A 17,700-nucleotide genomic window follows, 5' to 3' on the forward strand; every position below is an offset into this window, starting at 1 on the left:
GGCCTCCGGTGTGGCTCGGCAGGGGGATCGGATGCGCTCCCCCCACTGTTCGTGGCCTGCGTCACGCCCGCGCCAGCACTCTGCCCAGTCCTGACCCAGGGTTTTTCCAGACGCTGGACGTCTGGATCGAGCCGAATCCGGTCTTTGCCTCTACACAACCGGCCGCCCTACGTTGGCTGCGTCACGACCCGGGCCGACGGACGGAGGAAGCATGGAGATCCGCCAGCTGCGCTACTTCGTCACCGTCGCGGAGACCCGCCACTTCGGGCGGGCGGCCGAGCGGCTGCACATGGCGCAGTCCCCGCTCTCCCAGGCGATCCGTCAGCTCGAGTCCCAGGTCGGCGCCACGCTGTTCACCCGGACCACGCGCCGCGTCGAGCTCACCCCGGCCGGTGAGGCGTTCCTCCGGGACGCGCGGCGGATCCTCGACTCGGTCGAGGCCGCGCAGGCGCGGGTCCGGCTCATCGAGGCCGGCAGCACCGGCCTCCTCCGGGTCGGCGCGACCGGGCTGGCGGCGTTCCGCCACCTGCCCCAGCTGGCCCGGATCGCCGCCCGGGAGACACCCGGGCTGGTGCTGCGCTTCTCGCCCGACCTGCTCACCCCGGCGCAGAAGCTCGCGCTGGTGGAGAACCGCATCGACCTCGCCGTCCTCCGGCCCCCGCTGCGCCGGACCGGACTGTCGTCCCGGCTCATCACGCGGGAGCGGCTGGTCCTCGCCGCCCCCGGGAGCCACCGGCTCGCCGGGGACGAGCCGGTGGCCCTCGCCGAGCTGCGCGACGAGGACTTCGTCGGCTACGACGCCCCGGACTCCGTGGTCGCCGCCACGGTGACCCGGGCCTGCCTGGCCGCGGGCTTCCTGCCCCGGCGGACCCACGGGGTGTCCGAGACCTCGATCGTCCTGACGCTCGTCGCCGCGGGGCTGGGCGTGGCCCTGCTCCCCGAATCGGTCCGGGCCCTGCGCGTCGACGGCGTCCGGTACGTCCCGGTCGCGGACGACGTCTGCATCGACCTGGCCCTCGCCTGGCGCACCGGCGACCCCGCCCCCGCGCTCACCCGGCTGGTCGAGGCGCTGGAGGCCAACGGCTTCGTCGCGGCCGACGCCGAGGCGTCCCCGCCGTCCCCGCCGCACGCCGCCCCCCTCGGAGGAGCCCGGTGAAGATCGTCGAGGTCGAGGCGATCCCGTTCGCCATCCCCTACCGCAAGCCCCTGCGCTTCGCCAGCGGCGAGGTGCACGTCGCCGACCACGTGCTGGTCCGGGTGCACACCGACGACGGCGTGGTGGGCCTGGCCGAGGCACCGCCGCGCCCGTACACCTACGGCGAGACCCAGGAGTCGATCGTCGCGGTGGTCGAGAAGCTGTTCGCTCCCGCGCTGGTGGGCCTCACCCTCCTCGAGCGCGAGACCGCCCGGGCGCGGGTGGAGCGCACGATCGGCAACCCGGCGGCCAAGGCGGCCGTCGACATGGCCGTCTGGGACGCCCTGGGTCGCACGCTGGACCTGCCGGTCACGCAGCTGCTGGGCGGCTGGACCGACCGGATGCGGGTGTCCCACATGGTCGGGTTCGCGCCCGACGCCGAGATGGTCGCCGAGGCCGAACGGGTCCGCGACCTCCACGGCATCCGCGTGTTCAAGGTGAAGGTGGGCCGGCGCCCGGTCGACCTGGACGTCGGCGCCTGCCGGGCGCTGCGGACCGCCCTCGGCCCGGACGTGGAGCTCTACGTCGACGGCAACCGCGGCTGGACGCCGTCGGAGGCGGCGCGCGCCCTGCAGGCGATGGCCGACCTCGACCTGACCCTGGCCGAGGAGCTCTGCCCCGCCGACGACGTGCTCGGCCGCCGCTGGCTCACGGCCCGGACGCCGGTGCCGACCGTCGCCGACGAGAGCGCGACGACGCCCGGCGAGGTGACCCGCGAGCTGCTCGACGGCGCGGCGACCGCGATCAGCATCAAGACGGCCCGCACCGGCTTCAGCACCTCGCAGCGGGTCCTGCACCAGTGCGAGGGCCTCGGCGTCGAGGTCGTGATGGGCAACCAGATCGACGGCCAGATCGGCACCGCCTGCACGGTCGCCTTCGGCGCCGCCCACCGCAGCTCCTCCCGGCGGGCGGGGGAGCTCTCCAACTTCCTGGACATGAGCGACGACCTGCTCACCGAGCCGCTGGAGATCTCCGGCGGGGAGCTCACCGTCCGTCCCGGACCGGGGCTCGGCATCGACGTCGACCCCGACAAGCTCGCGCACTACCGCCAGGACCGTTGAAGGACCTCCCTGCCCCCCACCGCTCGCAGGCTCGCGGCGGGACCCTGCAGGGAGGCCACCGTTCCAACCTCACCACACCCCATCCACCACACCACAGGAGAACCCGATGAGCGCACCCACCGCACCCAGCCCGACCGCGGCCGGCTCCGGCCGCAACGCCACCGAGCGCTTCGCCCAGAAGGAGCGCGGCGCCACCACCGTCGACCACGCCCGCGTCTCGGCGATCGCCACCGACGCCATCACCGCCCTGCACGAGGTCATCCGCAGGCACCGGGTCACCTACGCCGAGTACGACGCCCTCAAGGCATGGCTGATCCGGGTCGGCGAGGACGGCGAGTGGCCGCTGTTCCTGGACGTGTGGGTCGAGCACGTCGTCGAGGAGGTCGCCAACGCCGACCGCAAGGGCGCCGTCGGCACCATCGAGGGCCCGTACTACATCCCGGGCTCGCCGGAGTCCCGCAGCGAGGCCACCCTGCCGATGCGCGACGGCGAGGCCGGCACCCCGTTCCTCTTCCAGGGCACGGTCACCGACCTCGACGGCAACCCGCTCGAGGACGCCCGGGTCGAGCTGTGGCACGCCGACGACGACGGCTTCTACTCGCAGTTCGCCCCCGGGATCCCGGAGTGGAACCTGCGCGGCACCGTCACCACCGGGTCCGACGGCCGGTTCGCCTTCTCCACGGTGAAGCCCGCGCCGTACCAGATCCCCACCGACGGCTCGTGCGGCGCGTTGATCGCCGCGGCCGGCTGGCACGCCTGGCGCCCGGCCCACCTGCACCTGAAGGTGTCCGCGCCCGGCAGGCAGCTGGTCACCACGCAGCTGTACTTCGCGGGCGGGCAGCACGTCGAGGACGACGTCGCCCAGGCGGTGAAGCCGGAGCTGGTCCTGCACCCGACCCCGGCCGCCTCCGGTCGGGGTGAGGAGGTCACCTACGACTTCGCGCTGGACCCCGCGGCGTGAGCCAGCTGTACGCGGTCCGGATGGACGTCGCGCTGCCGCCGGACATGGACCCGGCGGCACGCGAGGACCTCCTCGCCCGGGAGAAGGCGTACTCCCAGGGCTGGCAGCGCTCGGGACACTGGCCGCACATCTGGCGGTGCGTCGGCCAGTACGCCAACCTCAGCGTCTTCGCCGTCGACAGCAACGAGCAGCTGCACCAGATCCTCTGGGGCCTGCCGCTGTTCCCGTACATGAGCATCACGGTCACCCCGCTGGCCGCGCACCCGTCGGACATCGCGCAGGACCCGGCGCACATGGACACAGCCGCGGCTGACGCCTCCGCCGGCTAGTCCTGGCACCACTCGCACCACTCGCACCACCGGCCGCCCGGCGCCTGCACGTCCGCCCGGCCGCCTCCCCTCCCCATCCCCGTGGCGACGTCGCTCGCCGGGTGAACCCTGCCCTGACGCGGCCGCCGCACGCTCCCCCGAGGAGAAGAGCAGTGGCATCCCCCCAGCAGGACGCGCTCCGCCGCAGGTCGGTCACCTGGATCGTCTCCCTCGCCACGGTCGGCCTGGTGTTCGACGGCTACGACCTGGTCGTCTACGGCACCGTCGTCCCGTTGTTCCTGCGCGACCTCGGCCAGATCGGCGAGGTGACGCCGGCCGTGGCCGGCGCGCTCGGCAGCTACGCGCTCATCGGTGTGCTGGTCGGCGCGCTGCTGGCCGGCGGCGTCGCCGACGTCATCGGCCGGCGGAAGGTCATGCTCACGGCCTACGCGTGGTTCTCCGTCGGCATGGCGCTCACGGCCGTCGCCACGACCACGACGGCGTTCGGCCTGCTCCGCTTCGCCACCGGCATCGGGGTCGGCGCGCTGGTCGCCACCACCGGCGCGCTGGTCGCCGAGTTCGCCCCGGCGGGCCGGAGGAACCTCGCCAACGCGATCACCTACTCGGGGGTCCCGCTCGGCAGCCTGCTCGCCGCGCTCACAGCGATCCTCCTGCTGGAGGCCATCGGCTGGCGGGGCATGTTCCTCATCGGCGCCCTCCCCCTGGTGACCCTGCTCCCCCTCGCGTTCCTCAAGATGCCCGAGTCGCCGGCCTGGCTGGCCTCCCGCGGCAGGCTCGAGGAGGCTCAGGCGGTCGCCGCGCGGACCGGGGTGTCGTTCACCGCGCCGGAGCAGACCGGTGCGCCGGCCGCCGACCCCGCGCCGACCGGCCGTGCGGGCTTCGCTGGCCTGGCGAGCCGGACCTACCTGCTGCCGACGATCCTGCTCGGCCTGCTCAGCGCCACCGGCCTGCTGCTGGTGTACGCCCTCAACACCTGGTTGCCGGAGCTGATGGGCCGCGCCGGGTTCTCCACCAACGGGTCGCTGGCCTTCCTGCTGGTGCTCAACGGCGGGGCGGTCCTGGGTGCGCTGGTCGCCTCCCGCTTCGCCGACCGGTACGGGCCCAAGCTCGTCGTCGCCGCGTCGTTCCTGCTGGGCGCGCTGGCGCTCGTGCTGCTCACGGTCAGCCTCCCGCTCGGCGTGCTGCTGGCCTTCGTCGCGGTCGTCGGCCTCGGCACCAGCGGGACGCAGATCCTCATCTACGGCTTCGTCGCGACCTACTACCGCACGAACGTCCGCAGCGCGGGAGTCGCGTGGTGTGCCGGCTTCGGGCGCCTGGGCGGCATCGGTGGCCCGCTGGTCGGCGGCCTGCTCATCGCCTCCGGCCTCGCGCTCAACACGATCTTCCACGTGCTGACCGCGCTCGCCGTCGTCGGCAGCCTGCTGACGCTGCTGGTGCCCAGGGCCGAGTCCCGGACGGCGCCGGCCCCCCGCCGTCGGGTCTCGGCCGGGCTCGCGGTCGAGCCGGGCGACCTGCTGGCTCGCACGGCCGAGTAGCGGTACGCGCTGCCCGGACGGACACGTGCAGCCCCGGTCGCCCACGAGGCGGCCGGGGCCGCGCGTCGTCCGAGGGGCCGGGCGTCGCCGGCAGCCACCACCCCAGACGGTCGAGCACCCGGACTCTGGTCCAGGCCCGGGCGGTTGCCCACCGCTCCTGCCCGCCGTCGTGGTCCGCGGCCCGGTGCTCCGCGCGGGGACGCCGGGTCGACGCCGCCGGGTTGCCGGACGTCGGCAGATCTGCGGCACCGAGTTCACCGGCGACTGCCCTGGTCCGGCAGACCCGCGGCGAGCATGGTCGGGACAGGGCGTCCGGTCATGGGCTGGGAACGGCGCCCTCCCGACGACCGGAGGAGGACGACGGATGACCGCGCGCACGCTGCCGCCGGCCGGCACCGGTACCCCCGGAACCGGTGGGCGCGGACCGGCGTCGCGCCCGGTGCCCTCGCCGGTCTCCGGCGGCGAGCTGCTGGCCCTGGCGACGAGCCTGCGGGCGCGCGGCCTGCGCGGCCTGGACGTGCTGCGCCGCAGCCGGGACCGGGCGCCGCCGCGGTCGCCCTGACCCCCGGGTCGACGGCTTCCCATCCCTCACGCGTCCCGCCCGGCGGGACGCGATCTCGTTCCACCCCAGGAGAGACCATGTCCACGGTCACCACACCGACCGCCTCCAGCACGCCCGCGGCGACGACCTCCGAGCCGTACCGGGCCCTCCTGCTGGCCCAGCGCGCCGACTGCGTGCGGCGACGGGAACTCGCCCTCGCCGAGACGGCCACGTCGCTCCCCGACCCGGTGGCGGTCAGCCGGGCCGCTGCCCTGCTGCGCACGATGGAGGAGATCGATGCAGCCCTCGACCGCATCGACGCCGGCACCTACGGCACCTGCGTGCACTGCGGGACCGCCATCCCCCCGGAGCGCCTGGAGTTCCGGCCGCACGCGGCGGGCTGCGTCTCCTGCCAGCAGGCACGCTGAGCCCGCCGCGTCGAGCCCGTCCCCGTCGCCCCCTCCCCTGGCAGCCGCCGGCAAGGAGCACCCGTGCCCACGCAGCAGCAGTCCGGACCGGTCTCCGGGTCCGGCTCCCCCCGGCAGGTGGCGGTGGTCGGAGCCGGGATGGTCGGCCTGGCCACCGCCTGGTTCCTCCAGGAGGCCGGCGTCGAGGTCACCGTCTACGAACGCGACCACGTGGCCGCCGGTGCGTCCTGGGGCAACGCCGGCTGGCTGACCCCGGCGCTCACCGCGCCCCTGCCCGAACCGGCGGTGCTGCGCTACGGGCTGCGTGCCGTGGCCAGCCCGCGGTCACCGGTGTACGTCCCGCTGCGCGCCGACGGGACGCTGCTGCGCTTCCTCGGCTCCTTCCTCGCGCACAGCACCGCCCGGCGGTGGCGCCGCGGGATGGCCGCGTACGTGCCGCTCAACGAGCGGGCGCTGGAGGCGTTCGACGTCCTCGCGGCCGGCGGGGTCCCGGCGCGGACGCACCCGGCGCGGCCCTTCCTGGCCTGCTTCCGCCGGGAGCGGGACGCCGCGCCGCTGCTCGCCGAGCTGGCGGAGATCCGCGCCGCGGGTCAGGGCGTGGACTGCTCCGTCGTCCCGGGTTCGCGGGCGAGGGCGCTGGAGCCGGCGCTGACCGAGGAGGTCGGAGCCGCGGTGCAGGTCGAGGGCCAGCGGTACCTGCACCCGCCGGAGTACCTGGCCGCCCTCGCACAGGCGGTGCGTGTGCGCGGCGGCGAGCTGGTCGAGGGCACCGGTGTGCAGGAGCTGCGGGACGAGCCGCGCGGCGTCACCGTCGTCACCGGCGACGGCGAGCGGCAGCGGCACGACGCGGTCGTCGTCGCCACCGGCGCGCACCTCGGCCGGCTGGCCGGCCGGTTCGGCGTCCGGCAGCCGGTCCAGGCCGGGCGCGGCTACAGCTTCAGCGTCCCCGTGGCGCAGCGGCCGCGCGGCCCGCTGTACTTCCCGGCCCAGCGGGTGGCCTGCACGCCGCTGGGCGACCGGCTGCGGGTGGCCGGGATGATGGAGTTCCGCCGTCCCGGTGAGCCGCTGGACCCGCGACGGATCGCCGCGGTCGCCGCCGCCGTCCGGCCCTTCCTGCGCGGGGTCGACCTCGACGACCGGCGCGACGAGTGGGTCGGCTCCCGCCCGTGCACCCCCGACGGCCTGCCGTTGGTCGGCGCCACCACGTCCCCGAGGGTGTTCGTCGCCGGTGGCCACGGCATGTGGGGCATCGCGCTCGGCCCCGCCACCGGGCGGCTGCTGGCCCAGGCCGTCCTCGAGGGCGAGACCCCGCCCGAGCTGGCGCCCCTCGACCCACTCCGCTGACCGCCACCCTCCCGAGGAGTCCCCCGTGCTGCACGCCCCCGCCCGCACCCGGTTGCTGACCGTCACGGCACTCCCGCCCGCCGGGCCGGGTCACGTCGTGGTCGAGGTGGAGGGCGCGGTCGACGCGCACACGGCTCCCCTGCTCGACGCGTGCCTGGCCACCCAGACCCGCCGGAGCGGACTCGCCACGCTGACGGTCGACATGCGGCGGGTGACCTCCCTGGCCGCCGCCGGCATCCCCGTGCTGGCCCGGGCACGGCGACGGTGCCGGCTGCGGGGAGCGCGGCTGGCGGTCGTACCCGACGCCCAGGGCCGCGTGCTGCGCCCGCTCCGGGCCTGCGGGCTCGACGACCTCCTCCCCGGGTCGGCGGGTGCCGCGCCGGCCGGGAGTCGCGTCCTCCCGTCGGCGGCGCCGTCCCGCAACGGTGCGCGGCAGAGCGCGCGGCGAGGTCGGAGACGACCGTGCCGGTGAGCGGAGGCAGCCGGCCGCCGCTGCGGATGCGCCCGCAGGCCGCGGCCCACCGGTTGCGGGAGCGCCCGGCCTCGGCCAGCTCCGGCACGCCGCCCCCGCCCGGCCGCAGGTCGCCGCGGCGGGTGCTGAGCATGCTGGTGGTCTCGTCGCCCGGCCGGCACCCCGGAGACGACCAGCACCACGGTGCCCCCACCACCGACGGCGGTGCACGCTGGCACTGCCGGTGGCCGGCGACGGCGGCCGACCACACGGCGATCCGGACGGGGTGAGGGAGGGGACGTGACACGCAGCCGGAGAGGTGCAGCAGCCGGCCCCGCCGCGAGCCCCCCGGAGACCGACCTCTGGCTGGAGTCGGTGGCCAGGACCGCGGCCGCCGCCAGCCGGGCGCCGGTCGACCTGCTCGGCGAGTACCTGCCGATGCTGGCCGACGCGGCCATCAACGGCCGCCGTCCGGAGACCTGGGAGCTCGAGGCGGTCCAGGAGCTGGGGCGGCAGGCGGCCGCACAGGGCGTCGCCGCACGGCGGGCCGTCGACCTCTACCTGTCCGCGGCGTGGCGCCTGTGGCGGGAGCTGCCCGTGGTCGTGCGGTCGAACGACCCGGAGACGGTGCGCCACGCCGCCGAGGCGGTCCTCCGCGTCCTGGACGACGCGGTGGGGGTGCTCGTCGACGGCCACCAGTCGGAGCGGCGGGAGATGATCCGGCACGAGGAGGCACTGCGCCGCGAGTTCGTCGACGACCTGCTCCGGGGGGACGCCGACGTCTCGCGGATGGTGGAACGAGCCGAGCCGTTCGGCATCGACCTGGGCAAGCCCCACCACGTCGCCCTCGCCGACCTCCGGGACGGCGCAGGCGCGATCGACCGGGCCGCCACCCTGCTGGAACGGGCCGTCGTCCACGGGTTCGGTGATCGTGACGTGCTGGTCGCGACCAAGGACGGGCGCGTGGTGGTCGTCGTCCCGGGGACGCCGGCCGTGGCTCCGTCCTCGAGACGGTCCGCCGACGTCGGCGCCGTCGTCCACCAGGAACTCGAGCGGCTGAGACCGGGCGAGCGCTGGCGCGTGGCGGCCGGCCGCGCGTTCCCGGGCGCGTACGGGGTCGCCCGCTCCTACGAGGAGGCGCGCGAGGCCCTGGCGATCGCCGGCCGGCTGGACCTGGACGCCGCCGTCGTCGACGCCCGCGACCTCCTCGTGTACCGGGTGCTGGGTCGCGACCAGGCGGCGATCGTCGACCTCGTCCGCGACGTGCTGGGACCGCTGGACCGGGCCCGCGGTGGTGCCGGGGTGCTGCTCGACACCCTGGACGCGTACTTCCGTGCGGGGGACGTCGCCACCGGAGCCGCCCGGCGGTTGCACGTCTCGGTCCGCACGGTGACCTACCGCCTGTCCCGGGTGGCGCAGCTGACCGGCCACAGCGTCTCGAGACCCGATCAGCGGTTCGCGCTCAACGCGGCCGTGCTGGGCGCGCGCCTGCTCGAGTGGCCGGCCACTCCCCTGCCGACCGAACCGTGACGGCACGGTGACCGTGGCGCGCTCCGGCCCGGCTCCCGCGGAGCAGGGGGACGACGCGGTCGACGTAACTCCATTCACCCCTCGGCCCGGGGCGGGCGGACCACGGCCACGGGGCACGGGGCGTAGGTGAGGCAGCGCAGGCCGACCGAGCCCAGCAGCAGGCTCGACCAGCCGGTCCGGCCGCGCGACCCGACCACGAGCAGGTCGGCCGCCTCGGCCACCTGGGTCAGCACGTCCCAGTCGACGCCCTCGACGGTCTCCGCGCGGACCTGGACACCCGGGGCCCCGTTCCGCCACGCCTCCTGCACGCTCTCCCGGAGGACCTCGTCGGCCTGCTCGCGCAGGGTGGTGACCGGCCGCGCCCACGGCGGACCGCCGTAACCGGACACCGTGTCCATCCAGGCGTGCACCACGTGCAGCTCGCCGCCGCGCAGCCGGGCCTCCGCCTGGGCGAACCGGAGCGCGGCCACCGAGCCGGCCGAGCCGTCGACCCCGACCACCACCCGGCTGCCGGGTTGCTGCCACAGCACGGCGCCGTGCGTCGAGTCGTCCTCACGGACGACGACGACCGGCCCCCGGGCGTACTGGGCGCACTGCTGGCTGACCGAACCCAGGACCGCACCACGCAGGCTGCCCCGGCCGCGGGAGCCAACCACCAGCAGCCCGTCGGCCCCGGCGGTGTCGATCAGCTGCTGGGCCGGCTGCCCGTACCGCACCTCCGGGTGCACCGGGACGGCCTCGCACCCCGTGGCCGCCGCGACCTCGGCGGCCTCCTCGCCCATCCTCGATAGCACGTCGCGCTCGACGTCGGCGAGGTCCGGCTGCCCGATCCCCGCGTCGTGGTCGTGCGGCGGCCGCTCCGCCGACCAGACGGTGACCGGCCGCACCGCGCCCCCGCGCAGCCGCGCCTCCTGCAGGCCCCAGGCCAGCGCGGTGCGCGCACCGGCCGAACCGTCCAGTCCCACCACGACTCCGGTGGTCGTCGCTCCGTCGTCCATGGATGCTGCCCTCCGCAGGTGCCTCCGGTCCGCGATCCGCGGTCCCGCTGACCGGACCCCTACCCACCCGGCGGCCCGATCTCCGACCGGGACCCCCACGGAGCGGTCGAGCAAGCCGGGCCCGCGAGGCCGGTGACCCACGACGCGACGGTCTCCACTGCCGGACACCGGTGGAGGCGACACTGGACGGCACACCCGGCGGGTTCGTCGCACGACCGCGTGGAGGGAACGATCCGTGAGCGATCAGCCGCACCGGAACGAACCGATGTCCTACCGCTATCCGATGCAGCGACTCGTCGCGGTCCTCGACGACGACGCCGCGGTGGACGGGGCACTGCAGCAGCTGGGCAGGACCGGCATCGACCTGTCCACGGTGCACGTGCTCAGTGGGCGGGAGGGAGCGGCCCTGCTCGACCGCCGCGGGGAGGGACACGGACTCAGGGCGCGTCTGCTGCGGTTGCTGCAGTGGACCTCCGCGGAGAACGACACGCTGGACGTCCACGACCAGGCCCTCCGGGACGGCGGGCACGTCCTCTACGTCCCCGTCCGCGGTGAGGACCGCAAGGAGCAGGTCGCCGAGGGGCTGCGGGCGGCCGGCGGGCACCACCTCGTGTACTTCGGGCGCTTCACGACCGAGAAGCGCTGGATCTGACCGGTCGGCCGACCCCACCCCACCGCAGCACCGCCGGAGCGCCTGCGGACCCGCGCCGGTCGGGCCACCGCCGCCCGCTCCGCACGGTCTCCTGGTGCGTCGGTCAGAACCTGCGGCCCAGGCGCATCGGCCACGGACGGCCGTCGGGGTCGTAGGCCAGGTCGTAGACCGGGGTGGTCAGCCACCGCCGCAGCGTCCCGCCGCCCGTGCGCCGGGGATGGGATCGCAGGCGTCCGCGCGGGCGTGGTCCGACGCCCCCGGCGGCGTGCCAGGCGTCCAGCTCCTCGGCGGCCCGGCGCATCGCCGGCCCGGCGCGGTCCGGGTCGAGCAGGTCGGCGTCCTCGCCCTCGGCGCGGTCCAGGTGCTCGCGCATCAGGGCCAGCCGCAGCTCCCGGGCGAACGCCCGGGCGCCGTCCCCCAGCCCGCCCGGGTCGACCGGCTCCCGGCCGTCCAGCTGCTCGTCGAGCACGGCCGCGGTGAGCTCGGAGTCGTGCGTCCAGGACCGCCGGTTGAGGTTGGCGCTGCCGACCGCCGCCCACACGTCGTCGACGACGCAGACCTTGGCGTGCACGTAGACCGGGCGGGCCGCGCCGTTCTCCAGGTCGAACAGGTGCACCCGGTCCCCGCCGGCCTCCACGACCGTCCGCCAGGCCGAGTTCTGCCCGAGCAGCGAGGCGGCGAAGTCGAACCGCCCCTCCCGGTCGACGTACCGCGGGACGACGGCGATCAGCCGCAGCTCCGGTGCGCGGCGCAGGGCGGCGGCGAAGATCCGCGCGACGTCCGGCGACCACAGGTACTGGTCCTCCACGTACACCAGCCGGCAGGCGCGGGCCAGCGCCTTGGCGTACCCCCGGGCCACGCTGCGCTCCCCGCGCGGGGCGAACGGGTACGCCGGACGCCGTCGCGGGTAGCTGCACAGCAGCTGGACGGCGCAGGTGCCGGCGGGTGCCGGAGGTGGCGCCGTGGCCGGGAGCGGGCGGGCGGCACGGGGCAGACCGCCGATCCGGTCCGGGACCGTGTGCCACGGCCACCGGGTCAGCCGGGCCGGGTCCGCCCACCGCTGCCGGAACACCGCCTCCACGTCGCGGACCGCCGGCCCCCGCAGTCGCAGCTGGACGTCGTGCCAGGCCGGCGTCGGGCCGTACACCGCGGAGAACGGCCGGGTCTGCCGGTCGCCGGGGTGCGCGCCGCCGTCCCGCCGGCCGCGGGCGGTGTCGATGCCGCCGACGAAGGCCACCGCGCCGCCGGGTCCACCGCCGCCGTCCAGGCCGGTGCGGACGACGAACTTCTGGTGGTGGCTGCCCATCGCCCGCACCCTGTGATCGAGCAGGACCTGCCCGCCGGCCGCGGTCACGGCACGGGCGAGGTCGCGGTTGGCCCGGTGGGAGTAGCCGAGCAGCTCGGAGTGGGAACGCCACAGCAGTCCCCGCACCACCGCACCGCGAGTCGCCGCGCCGGCCAGCGCTGCCCCGATCGAGGGTCCCCCGTCGTCCAGCAGCTCGTCGGGGTCGGCCCGCCAGCCGGCGAACAGGACCGCGTCGTCCGGGCCCGCCCCCGCCAGCGCCTGCGCGAGCGCCGGGAGGTACGCGCGGCCGTCGACGAGGGCGCGGACGTCGTTCCCCCCGCTCCACGCGGGCACCCCGGCGGCGTCGTTGCCGCGCTGCTCGTCGGTCAGCAGCCACGGGTGTCCCCCTCCCCGCAGCCCCCCGGTCCAGCGCGGCTCCCGTCGTGGCAGCGTCGCGGCTCGCACCCTGGCGAGGTACTGGTCCCTGCGGCGGCCGGTGTCCCGTGGGCACATGGCCGGGCGCATACCCCGGCGGCGGGTCGGAGAGGCGACGCCCCACCGATCGGGATCCGCCCGCGACGTTGGCCCGGTCCGCGCGCGGGTAGGACGACCGCATGGCAGCGAGACTGGTCCGCCCCCGCTCGCAGCGGGTGATCGCCGGTGTCTGTGCGGCGCTGGCCAACCGGTTCGGCATCTCCCGCGCGCTCGTGCGCGTGGGTTTCGTGCTGTTCGGCCTCTTCGGTGTCGGCGAGATCGTCTACATCGCGCTCTGGATCGTCATCCCCAAGGAGCCGTGAGCCCCCGGCCCGCCGCGGGTCGTGGGGGACGTCCGTCGTCCGGAGGGAGCAGGCCATGGCACCGAGCCCGGCCGTCGGGTCGGTCCTGGCCGGCCTGGAGGGCACGCGGACCTGGCAGGAGCAGCTGTACCGGGAACTCCACCGGCACCCGGAGCTGTCCCACCAGGAGCACCGGACGGCGGGGCTGGTCGCCCACCGGCTGCGGGCAGCCGGCTACGACGTCCACGAGGGGGTCGGCGGCACCGGCGTGGTCGGGCTGCTGCGCAACGGCGAGGGCCCGGTGGTGCTGCTGCGGGCGGACATGGACGCGCTGCCGGTGCGCGAGGCGACCGGGCTGCCCTACGCCAGCGCGGTGACCGCTCCCGACGCGGACGGCAACGAGGTGCCGGTGATGCACGCCTGCGGGCACGACGTGCACGTGGCCTGCCTGGCCGGCGCCGCGCAGTTGCTCGCCGACGGCAGGGAGCACTGGAGCGGGAGCGTGGTCCTGGTCTGCCAACCCGCCGAGGAGACCGGCGACGGGGCCCGGGGGATGGTCGAGGGCGGGCTCCGCGAGCTGGTCCCCACACCACAGGTGGCGCTGGCCCAGCACGTGATGCCGCTGCCCGCGGGTCGGGTCGGCACCCGTCCCGGCCCGGCGCTGTCCGCGGCGGACAGCATGCGGATCACCCTGTACGGGCGCGGTGCCCACGGCTCGATGCCGCACGCCGCGGTCGACCCGGTGGTGCTGGCCGCGATGGTCGTGGTCCGGCTGCAGACCGTCGTCTCCCGCGAGGTGCCGCCCGGGGAGACGGCGGTGCTCACGGTGGGCAGCATCCGGGCCGGCACGACGAGCAACGTGATCCCCGGCGAGGCGGTGCTGCAGCTCAACGTCCGCACCTACACCGACGCGACCCGCACCACGGTGCTCGACGCGATCCAGCGGATCGTCCGCGCCGAGTGCGCGGCATCGAACTGCCCGCGGGAGCCGGAGTTCGAGCTGTTCGACCGGTTCCCGCTGACCGACAACGACGCCGCCGCCACCGACCGGGTGGCCTCGGCGTTCGGCGAGTTCTTCGGCGACCGTGCCGGTCCGGTGGGGCAGCAGTCGGCCAGCGAGGACTTCAGCGACATCCCCGTCGCGCTGGGCGTGCCCTACACCTACTGGTTCATCGGCGGCATCGATCCGGGCCGCTACGAGGAGGCGGCGCAGGCCGGCCGGGTCTCCCAGGACGTCCCGGTCAACCACTCGGCCGACTTCGCGCCGGTCGTGCAGCCGACGCTGGACACCGGGACGCAGGCGCTGGTGGTCGCCGCACTCGCCTGGCTGGCGGCCGGACACCCGGACGGCGCCGGTCACTCGTCGTCCGGGGTCGGCGCCGGGGGCGCCAGCGGATAGGGCGCGTTGAGGCCGAACCGCACGCCCAGCATGCGGATGGCGAAGCAGAGGGCTGCGCCGGTGATCGCGGCCGCCGTGACGCCCACCTCCAACCGGCTGAGGACGACGAGCGCGGTGGCGCCGATGAATGCCGGGATGGCGTAGAGCTCGCTGGTGAGGACGAACGGGATGCGGCGGATCATCACGTCACGCAACGTGCCGCCGCCGACGGCGGTGATGCCGCCGACGATGACCGCCTGCGCCGGGCCGAAGCCGAGGACGATGGCCTTGCTGGCGCCGGTGACCGCGAACAGGCTCAGCCCGGCGGCGTCCAGCACGGTGATCGGCGTGTTCAGCCTCTCCAGGTGACGGCCGAAGACGAAGGCGACGAGGCCACCGCCGGCGGCCACGGCCAGGTAGCGCCAGTCGACGAAGGTGGCCGGGGGCAGGCTGTCGAGCAGGACGTCGCGGATGGTGCCGCCACCGAGCGCGGTGATCATGCCGAGGGTGACCACCCCGACGATGTCCAGACGCGCCGTGCGCAGCGCGGTCAGGGCGCCGTTCAGGGCGAAGGCGAAGGTCCCGACCAGGTCCAGGACGAGCAGCAGCGTCGCTTCCAGGGGCACGGTGCGCAGTGTTCCCCGGGGTGGACCGCGCCGGGCACGGCGGTCCGGAGCCGCGCCGACGGAGCCGCTGCGGACCGGGCGCGCGTGACCCGGTGTCGCGCGGTCACCGGTGCCCCGCGTGCTGGTGTACTCGCGCGGTGGAGCTGAGGGCCCTGCTGCGCGCGCGTGTCGCACATGCGCTGCTCGGACTGGTCCCCGCGGGGACCGGGGTCGAGGTCTGGCAGGACGAGGCCGTGCCTCCGTGGCTCGCCGCGACCCTCGCCCCTGCGCTCGTGGTCCTCGGGGTGCTCGTCGCCGTCCGTGCGCTCCGGATGGGGCTGACGTGCCGGGACGGGACCGCCCTCGTGCAGGGCCTCCTCCTCAGCCGGGCGGTGCCGCGGGTGGCCGTCACCGAGGTCACGGACTTCCCGGCGCTGCGCTGGCAGGACGCGACCGGCCGGCGCCGGTGGACGCCGCTCTCCTGCTTCGGTACGACCGGAGGTGTGCTCCAGTCCGTGCGGGACCACAACAGCGAACAGCTCGGGATCCTGCGCCGGTGGGTCTGCCACGGTTCCAGCTGACCCGGCTCAGCTGCCGTCGGGGGAAACGGGCTCGTCGTTGAGCTCGACGGCGCGGCGCAGGTTGCGGCGGCGGCGCACGACCCACACGCCCACGGCGAACCAGAAGGCCACGGTGACCCAGGTGACGTCTACGCCCCGGCCGGAGGCGATCCGGAAGGCGAGCAGGCAGAGCGCGGTGGTCACCCACAGGACGAGGACGACCACGACCACCCGGCGGGTCCGGGGGTCGCGCGGCAGCCGTACCTGCTCCCGCCGGAGGAGCTCGCGGGCCCAGTCGACCGCGGCCCGCCGCAACCGCGGCTCGGCCATCCGGCGGCCGCGCGGGACGTCGGTGGCGATCCGCGACGCCTCCCCGGCCGACAGCCCGTGACGCCGCACCAGGTCCCGTCACGGGTCCGGTTCGGCACCCCAGCGCAGCCGTGCCCGGATCGGCAGGGCGCTGTCACCCGTCCGCACGCTGTCCTGTCGCCGCTGTCCTGTCGCCGCTGCCCTGTCGCCGCTCCTCCGCGGTGACCGCGCACCGGCCGCGCCGCTCGTCCCCTCGTCGCGCCAGGATGCGCCGCCATGAAGTACGTGATGACCTACCGCGCGGTCGAGGACTTCCTCCCCCTCGCCCAACACAACTACCCGGCCCACTCGGCGCGCGTCGAGGAGTTCGCACGACGCGGGGACCTGCTCATGGTCGGCACCTTCGACGAGCCGATGAACGGCGAGGCGATGGGGGTGTTCACCACCCGCGAGGCGGCCGAGGAGTTCATCGCCGGCGACCCGTTCGTGCTGAACGGCGTCGTCGCCAGCTGGGCCGTGCGTCCGTGGAACGAGGTGCTGCAGCCCTGAGCCGTCACCCGGACGGGTGACCGCCGGCCGCGCACCCGTCGCCCCGGTGTCCGACCTGCCGTTGAGGACGCATCGGTCCACGGCGGAGGAGGTGCACGGTGCGGGTCTCGATCCTGGTGTACGGCGTGCTCTACGTCGTCGTCGAGGTCATGGCCGCCCAGTTCGCGGCGGTCGGCTGGCTGCGGCTCACCGCTCTGGACGTCGCCACGGCGGCGGCGAACGCCTGTCTCACCGTGGCCGTCGGCATCGCCCTGCTCGTCGGCATGGACGTCTACGGACACCGCTGGCGACGCGCGATGGTGGCGTGGCGCGAGGAGCGGGCCCGGCTCGACGCGGAGTCCTGGGAGGAACCAGCGACGATCACCGTGTCCTCGTGGCGGCCCGAGCCACTCGCGCTGCCGGCCGGCCCGTCGTCGTGGCACTCCGCGACCAGGGACCACGCCGTCCCCTCGCGGGACCCGGCGCCCGGTGGCGACTACGCCGTCCCGGCACGCGGCCGCCCGTTCCCCGAGGAGCCCGGCCGGCTGCTCTGAGCCCCGGGCGTACTCCACCTCAGGCCGCGGCGTCGAGCCAGGGCCGCGGGCCGGTGCGGATCTCGGTGCCGTCGGGTCGCCAGGTGCGCCATCGGCCGTCGGGTCGCCGCTCGACGCGGAAGCCGTGGTGCACCTTCGTGTGGTGCCGTTCGCACAGCAGCGCGGAGTTCTCCAGCGACGTCTCGCCGCCGTCGATCCAGGCGAGCAGGTGGTGCACGTCGCACCAGGAGGTCGGCGCCCCGCAGCCGGTGAACACGCAGCCGCCGTCGCGGACCTCCGCGGCCCGGCGCAGGTGCGGGGGCACCAGGCGCAGGGTGCGGCCGTGGTCCAGCGGCATCCCCTCCGGCCCCATCACGATCCGGGTGACCGCCCCGTCGCAGGCCAGCCAGCGGGCCCGGGCGGCGGAGATGGCCGCGCCGAACCCCATCTCGCCCGCGCCGGGGTGGGTGCCGGGCCCGAACAGGTCCTCGGCGTCGATCTTCACGATGACCTGCGGCTTGTGCCCGCGTAGCACCGGCAGCCGGCCGGCGGCCAGGGCGGTGTCGCACAGCTGTACCAGCGCATCGGCGAGCTGCTGGAACCGGCTGCGCTCGTCCCCGGCGGCCCGGCCGGCCTGCACCACCGCCTCCAGCGCGGTCTGCAGCCGCTCCCCGCCCACGGCGTCCAGGTCGAACCGGCCG

22 protein-coding genes are annotated in these 17,700 nt (G+C 75.6%); 17 read left to right on the forward strand and 5 right to left on the reverse strand.

Annotated features, from left to right (window positions below):
• Positions 1 to 211: 211 nt before the first annotated feature.
• The 11 genes from BLR12_RS08990 (at position 212) to BLR12_RS09040 (ending at position 9,375) form a co-directional block, all read left to right on the forward strand.
• On the forward strand, positions 212 to 1,156 hold the full coding sequence (locus BLR12_RS08990; protein WP_091376357.1) for a LysR substrate-binding domain-containing protein: 945 nt from the start codon (positions 212 to 214) through the stop codon (positions 1,154 to 1,156).
• On the forward strand, positions 1,153 to 2,256 hold the full coding sequence (locus BLR12_RS08995; protein WP_091376360.1) for a mandelate racemase/muconate lactonizing enzyme family protein: 1,104 nt from the start codon (positions 1,153 to 1,155) through the stop codon (positions 2,254 to 2,256). The genes BLR12_RS08990 and BLR12_RS08995 overlap by 4 nt, the downstream gene beginning before the upstream one ends.
• Positions 2,257 to 2,362: 106 nt before the next feature.
• A complete protein-coding gene (catA, locus tag BLR12_RS09000; protein ID WP_091376363.1) occupies positions 2,363 to 3,217 on the forward strand; it encodes a catechol 1,2-dioxygenase in 855 nt (284 codons plus the stop codon).
• Positions 3,214 to 3,546 (forward strand): muconolactone Delta-isomerase, encoded by a 333-nt coding sequence (gene catC / locus BLR12_RS09005; protein WP_218120591.1) that lies wholly within the window; start codon positions 3,214 to 3,216, stop codon positions 3,544 to 3,546. The genes catA and catC overlap by 4 nt, the downstream gene beginning before the upstream one ends.
• 152 nt (positions 3,547 to 3,698) lie before the next feature.
• Positions 3,699 to 5,081, forward strand: coding sequence for an MFS transporter (locus tag BLR12_RS09010; protein WP_091376366.1), 1,383 nt, complete (start codon positions 3,699 to 3,701; stop codon positions 5,079 to 5,081).
• Between the two features lie 364 nt (positions 5,082 to 5,445).
• Positions 5,446 to 5,643: a hypothetical protein gene (locus BLR12_RS09015; RefSeq protein WP_091376369.1), complete on the forward strand. Its 198-nt coding sequence runs from the start codon at positions 5,446 to 5,448 to the stop codon at positions 5,641 to 5,643.
• Between the two features lie 77 nt (positions 5,644 to 5,720).
• Positions 5,721 to 6,050, forward strand: a complete 330-nt coding sequence (locus tag BLR12_RS09020; RefSeq protein ID WP_091376372.1) for a TraR/DksA family transcriptional regulator — start codon at positions 5,721 to 5,723, stop codon at positions 6,048 to 6,050.
• A 63-nt stretch (positions 6,051 to 6,113) separates the two neighbouring features.
• On the forward strand, positions 6,114 to 7,394 hold the full coding sequence (locus BLR12_RS09025) for an NAD(P)/FAD-dependent oxidoreductase (RefSeq protein WP_218120592.1): 1,281 nt from the start codon (positions 6,114 to 6,116) through the stop codon (positions 7,392 to 7,394).
• Between the two features lie 25 nt (positions 7,395 to 7,419).
• Entirely contained in the window at positions 7,420 to 7,866 is a 447-nt protein-coding gene (locus BLR12_RS09030; protein ID WP_176832419.1) for an STAS domain-containing protein, read from the forward strand.
• Entirely contained in the window at positions 7,863 to 8,135 is a 273-nt protein-coding gene (locus tag BLR12_RS09035) for a hypothetical protein (protein ID WP_143018741.1), read from the forward strand. The genes BLR12_RS09030 and BLR12_RS09035 overlap by 4 nt, the downstream gene beginning before the upstream one ends.
• Positions 8,136 to 8,145: 10 nt before the next feature.
• Positions 8,146 to 9,375, forward strand: a complete 1,230-nt coding sequence (locus BLR12_RS09040) for a PucR family transcriptional regulator (protein WP_255363383.1) — start codon at positions 8,146 to 8,148, stop codon at positions 9,373 to 9,375.
• A 74-nt stretch (positions 9,376 to 9,449) separates the two neighbouring features.
• Here the strand turns inward: BLR12_RS09040 and BLR12_RS09045 are convergent, their stop codons facing one another.
• A complete protein-coding gene (locus BLR12_RS09045) occupies positions 9,450 to 10,373 on the reverse strand; it encodes a universal stress protein (protein ID WP_091376378.1) in 924 nt (307 codons plus the stop codon).
• 283 nt (positions 10,374 to 10,656) lie between these two features.
• Here BLR12_RS09045 and BLR12_RS09050 point away from each other — a divergent pair, with 283 nt between their 5' ends.
• Positions 10,657 to 11,025 (forward strand): hypothetical protein, encoded by a 369-nt coding sequence (locus tag BLR12_RS09050; RefSeq protein ID WP_143018742.1) that lies wholly within the window; start codon positions 10,657 to 10,659, stop codon positions 11,023 to 11,025.
• Positions 11,026 to 11,128: 103 nt separating this feature from the next.
• Here BLR12_RS09050 and BLR12_RS25520 read toward each other — a convergent pair whose 3' ends face one another.
• Positions 11,129 to 12,775, reverse strand: a complete 1,647-nt coding sequence (locus BLR12_RS25520) for a phospholipase D family protein (protein ID WP_304440645.1) — start codon at positions 12,773 to 12,775, stop codon at positions 11,129 to 11,131.
• Positions 12,776 to 12,924: 149 nt separating this feature from the next.
• On the opposite strand from BLR12_RS25520, the gene BLR12_RS09060 reads away from it, so the two are divergent.
• Together BLR12_RS09060 and BLR12_RS09065 are read left to right on the forward strand one after the other, a co-directional pair.
• Entirely contained in the window at positions 12,925 to 13,107 is a 183-nt protein-coding gene (locus BLR12_RS09060; protein ID WP_091376388.1) for a PspC domain-containing protein, read from the forward strand.
• Positions 13,108 to 13,162: 55 nt separating this feature from the next.
• Positions 13,163 to 14,485: an amidohydrolase gene (locus tag BLR12_RS09065; protein WP_091376391.1), complete on the forward strand. Its 1,323-nt coding sequence runs from the start codon at positions 13,163 to 13,165 to the stop codon at positions 14,483 to 14,485.
• Here the strand turns inward: BLR12_RS09065 and BLR12_RS09070 are convergent.
• The gene (locus BLR12_RS09070) at positions 14,443 to 15,090 is read right to left on the reverse strand and encodes a trimeric intracellular cation channel family protein (protein WP_091376396.1); all 648 of its coding nucleotides are present in this window, start codon (positions 15,088 to 15,090) and stop codon (positions 14,443 to 14,445) included. The two genes, BLR12_RS09065 and BLR12_RS09070, sit on opposite strands and share 43 nt — an antisense overlap.
• Before the next feature lie 137 nt (positions 15,091 to 15,227).
• Here BLR12_RS09070 and BLR12_RS09075 point away from each other — a divergent pair, with 137 nt between their 5' ends.
• Complete coding sequence (locus BLR12_RS09075) at positions 15,228 to 15,650, forward strand: hypothetical protein (protein WP_091376399.1); 423 nt, start codon at positions 15,228 to 15,230, stop codon at positions 15,648 to 15,650.
• 6 nt (positions 15,651 to 15,656) lie between these two features.
• On the opposite strand, the gene BLR12_RS09080 is transcribed toward BLR12_RS09075, so the two are convergent.
• A complete protein-coding gene (locus BLR12_RS09080) occupies positions 15,657 to 16,028 on the reverse strand; it encodes a hypothetical protein (protein ID WP_091376402.1) in 372 nt (123 codons plus the stop codon).
• A 186-nt stretch (positions 16,029 to 16,214) separates the two neighbouring features.
• Between BLR12_RS09080 and BLR12_RS09085 the strand changes: the two genes are divergently transcribed.
• Together BLR12_RS09085 and BLR12_RS09090 are read left to right on the forward strand one after the other, a co-directional pair.
• Positions 16,215 to 16,487 (forward strand): YciI family protein, encoded by a 273-nt coding sequence (locus BLR12_RS09085; RefSeq protein WP_091376404.1) that lies wholly within the window; start codon positions 16,215 to 16,217, stop codon positions 16,485 to 16,487.
• A gap of 98 nt (positions 16,488 to 16,585) precedes the next feature.
• A complete protein-coding gene (locus BLR12_RS09090) occupies positions 16,586 to 17,020 on the forward strand; it encodes a hypothetical protein (protein WP_091376407.1) in 435 nt (144 codons plus the stop codon).
• A gap of 19 nt (positions 17,021 to 17,039) precedes the next feature.
• Here the strand turns inward: BLR12_RS09090 and BLR12_RS09095 are convergent.
• Positions 17,040 to 17,700: HNH endonuclease signature motif containing protein (locus BLR12_RS09095; RefSeq protein ID WP_143018743.1), on the reverse strand; the 661-nt coding region annotated here is incomplete at its 5' end.

The organism is Geodermatophilus sp. DSM 45219 (assembly GCF_900104025.1).
Classification (GTDB): domain Bacteria; phylum Actinomycetota; class Actinomycetes; order Mycobacteriales; family Geodermatophilaceae; genus Geodermatophilus.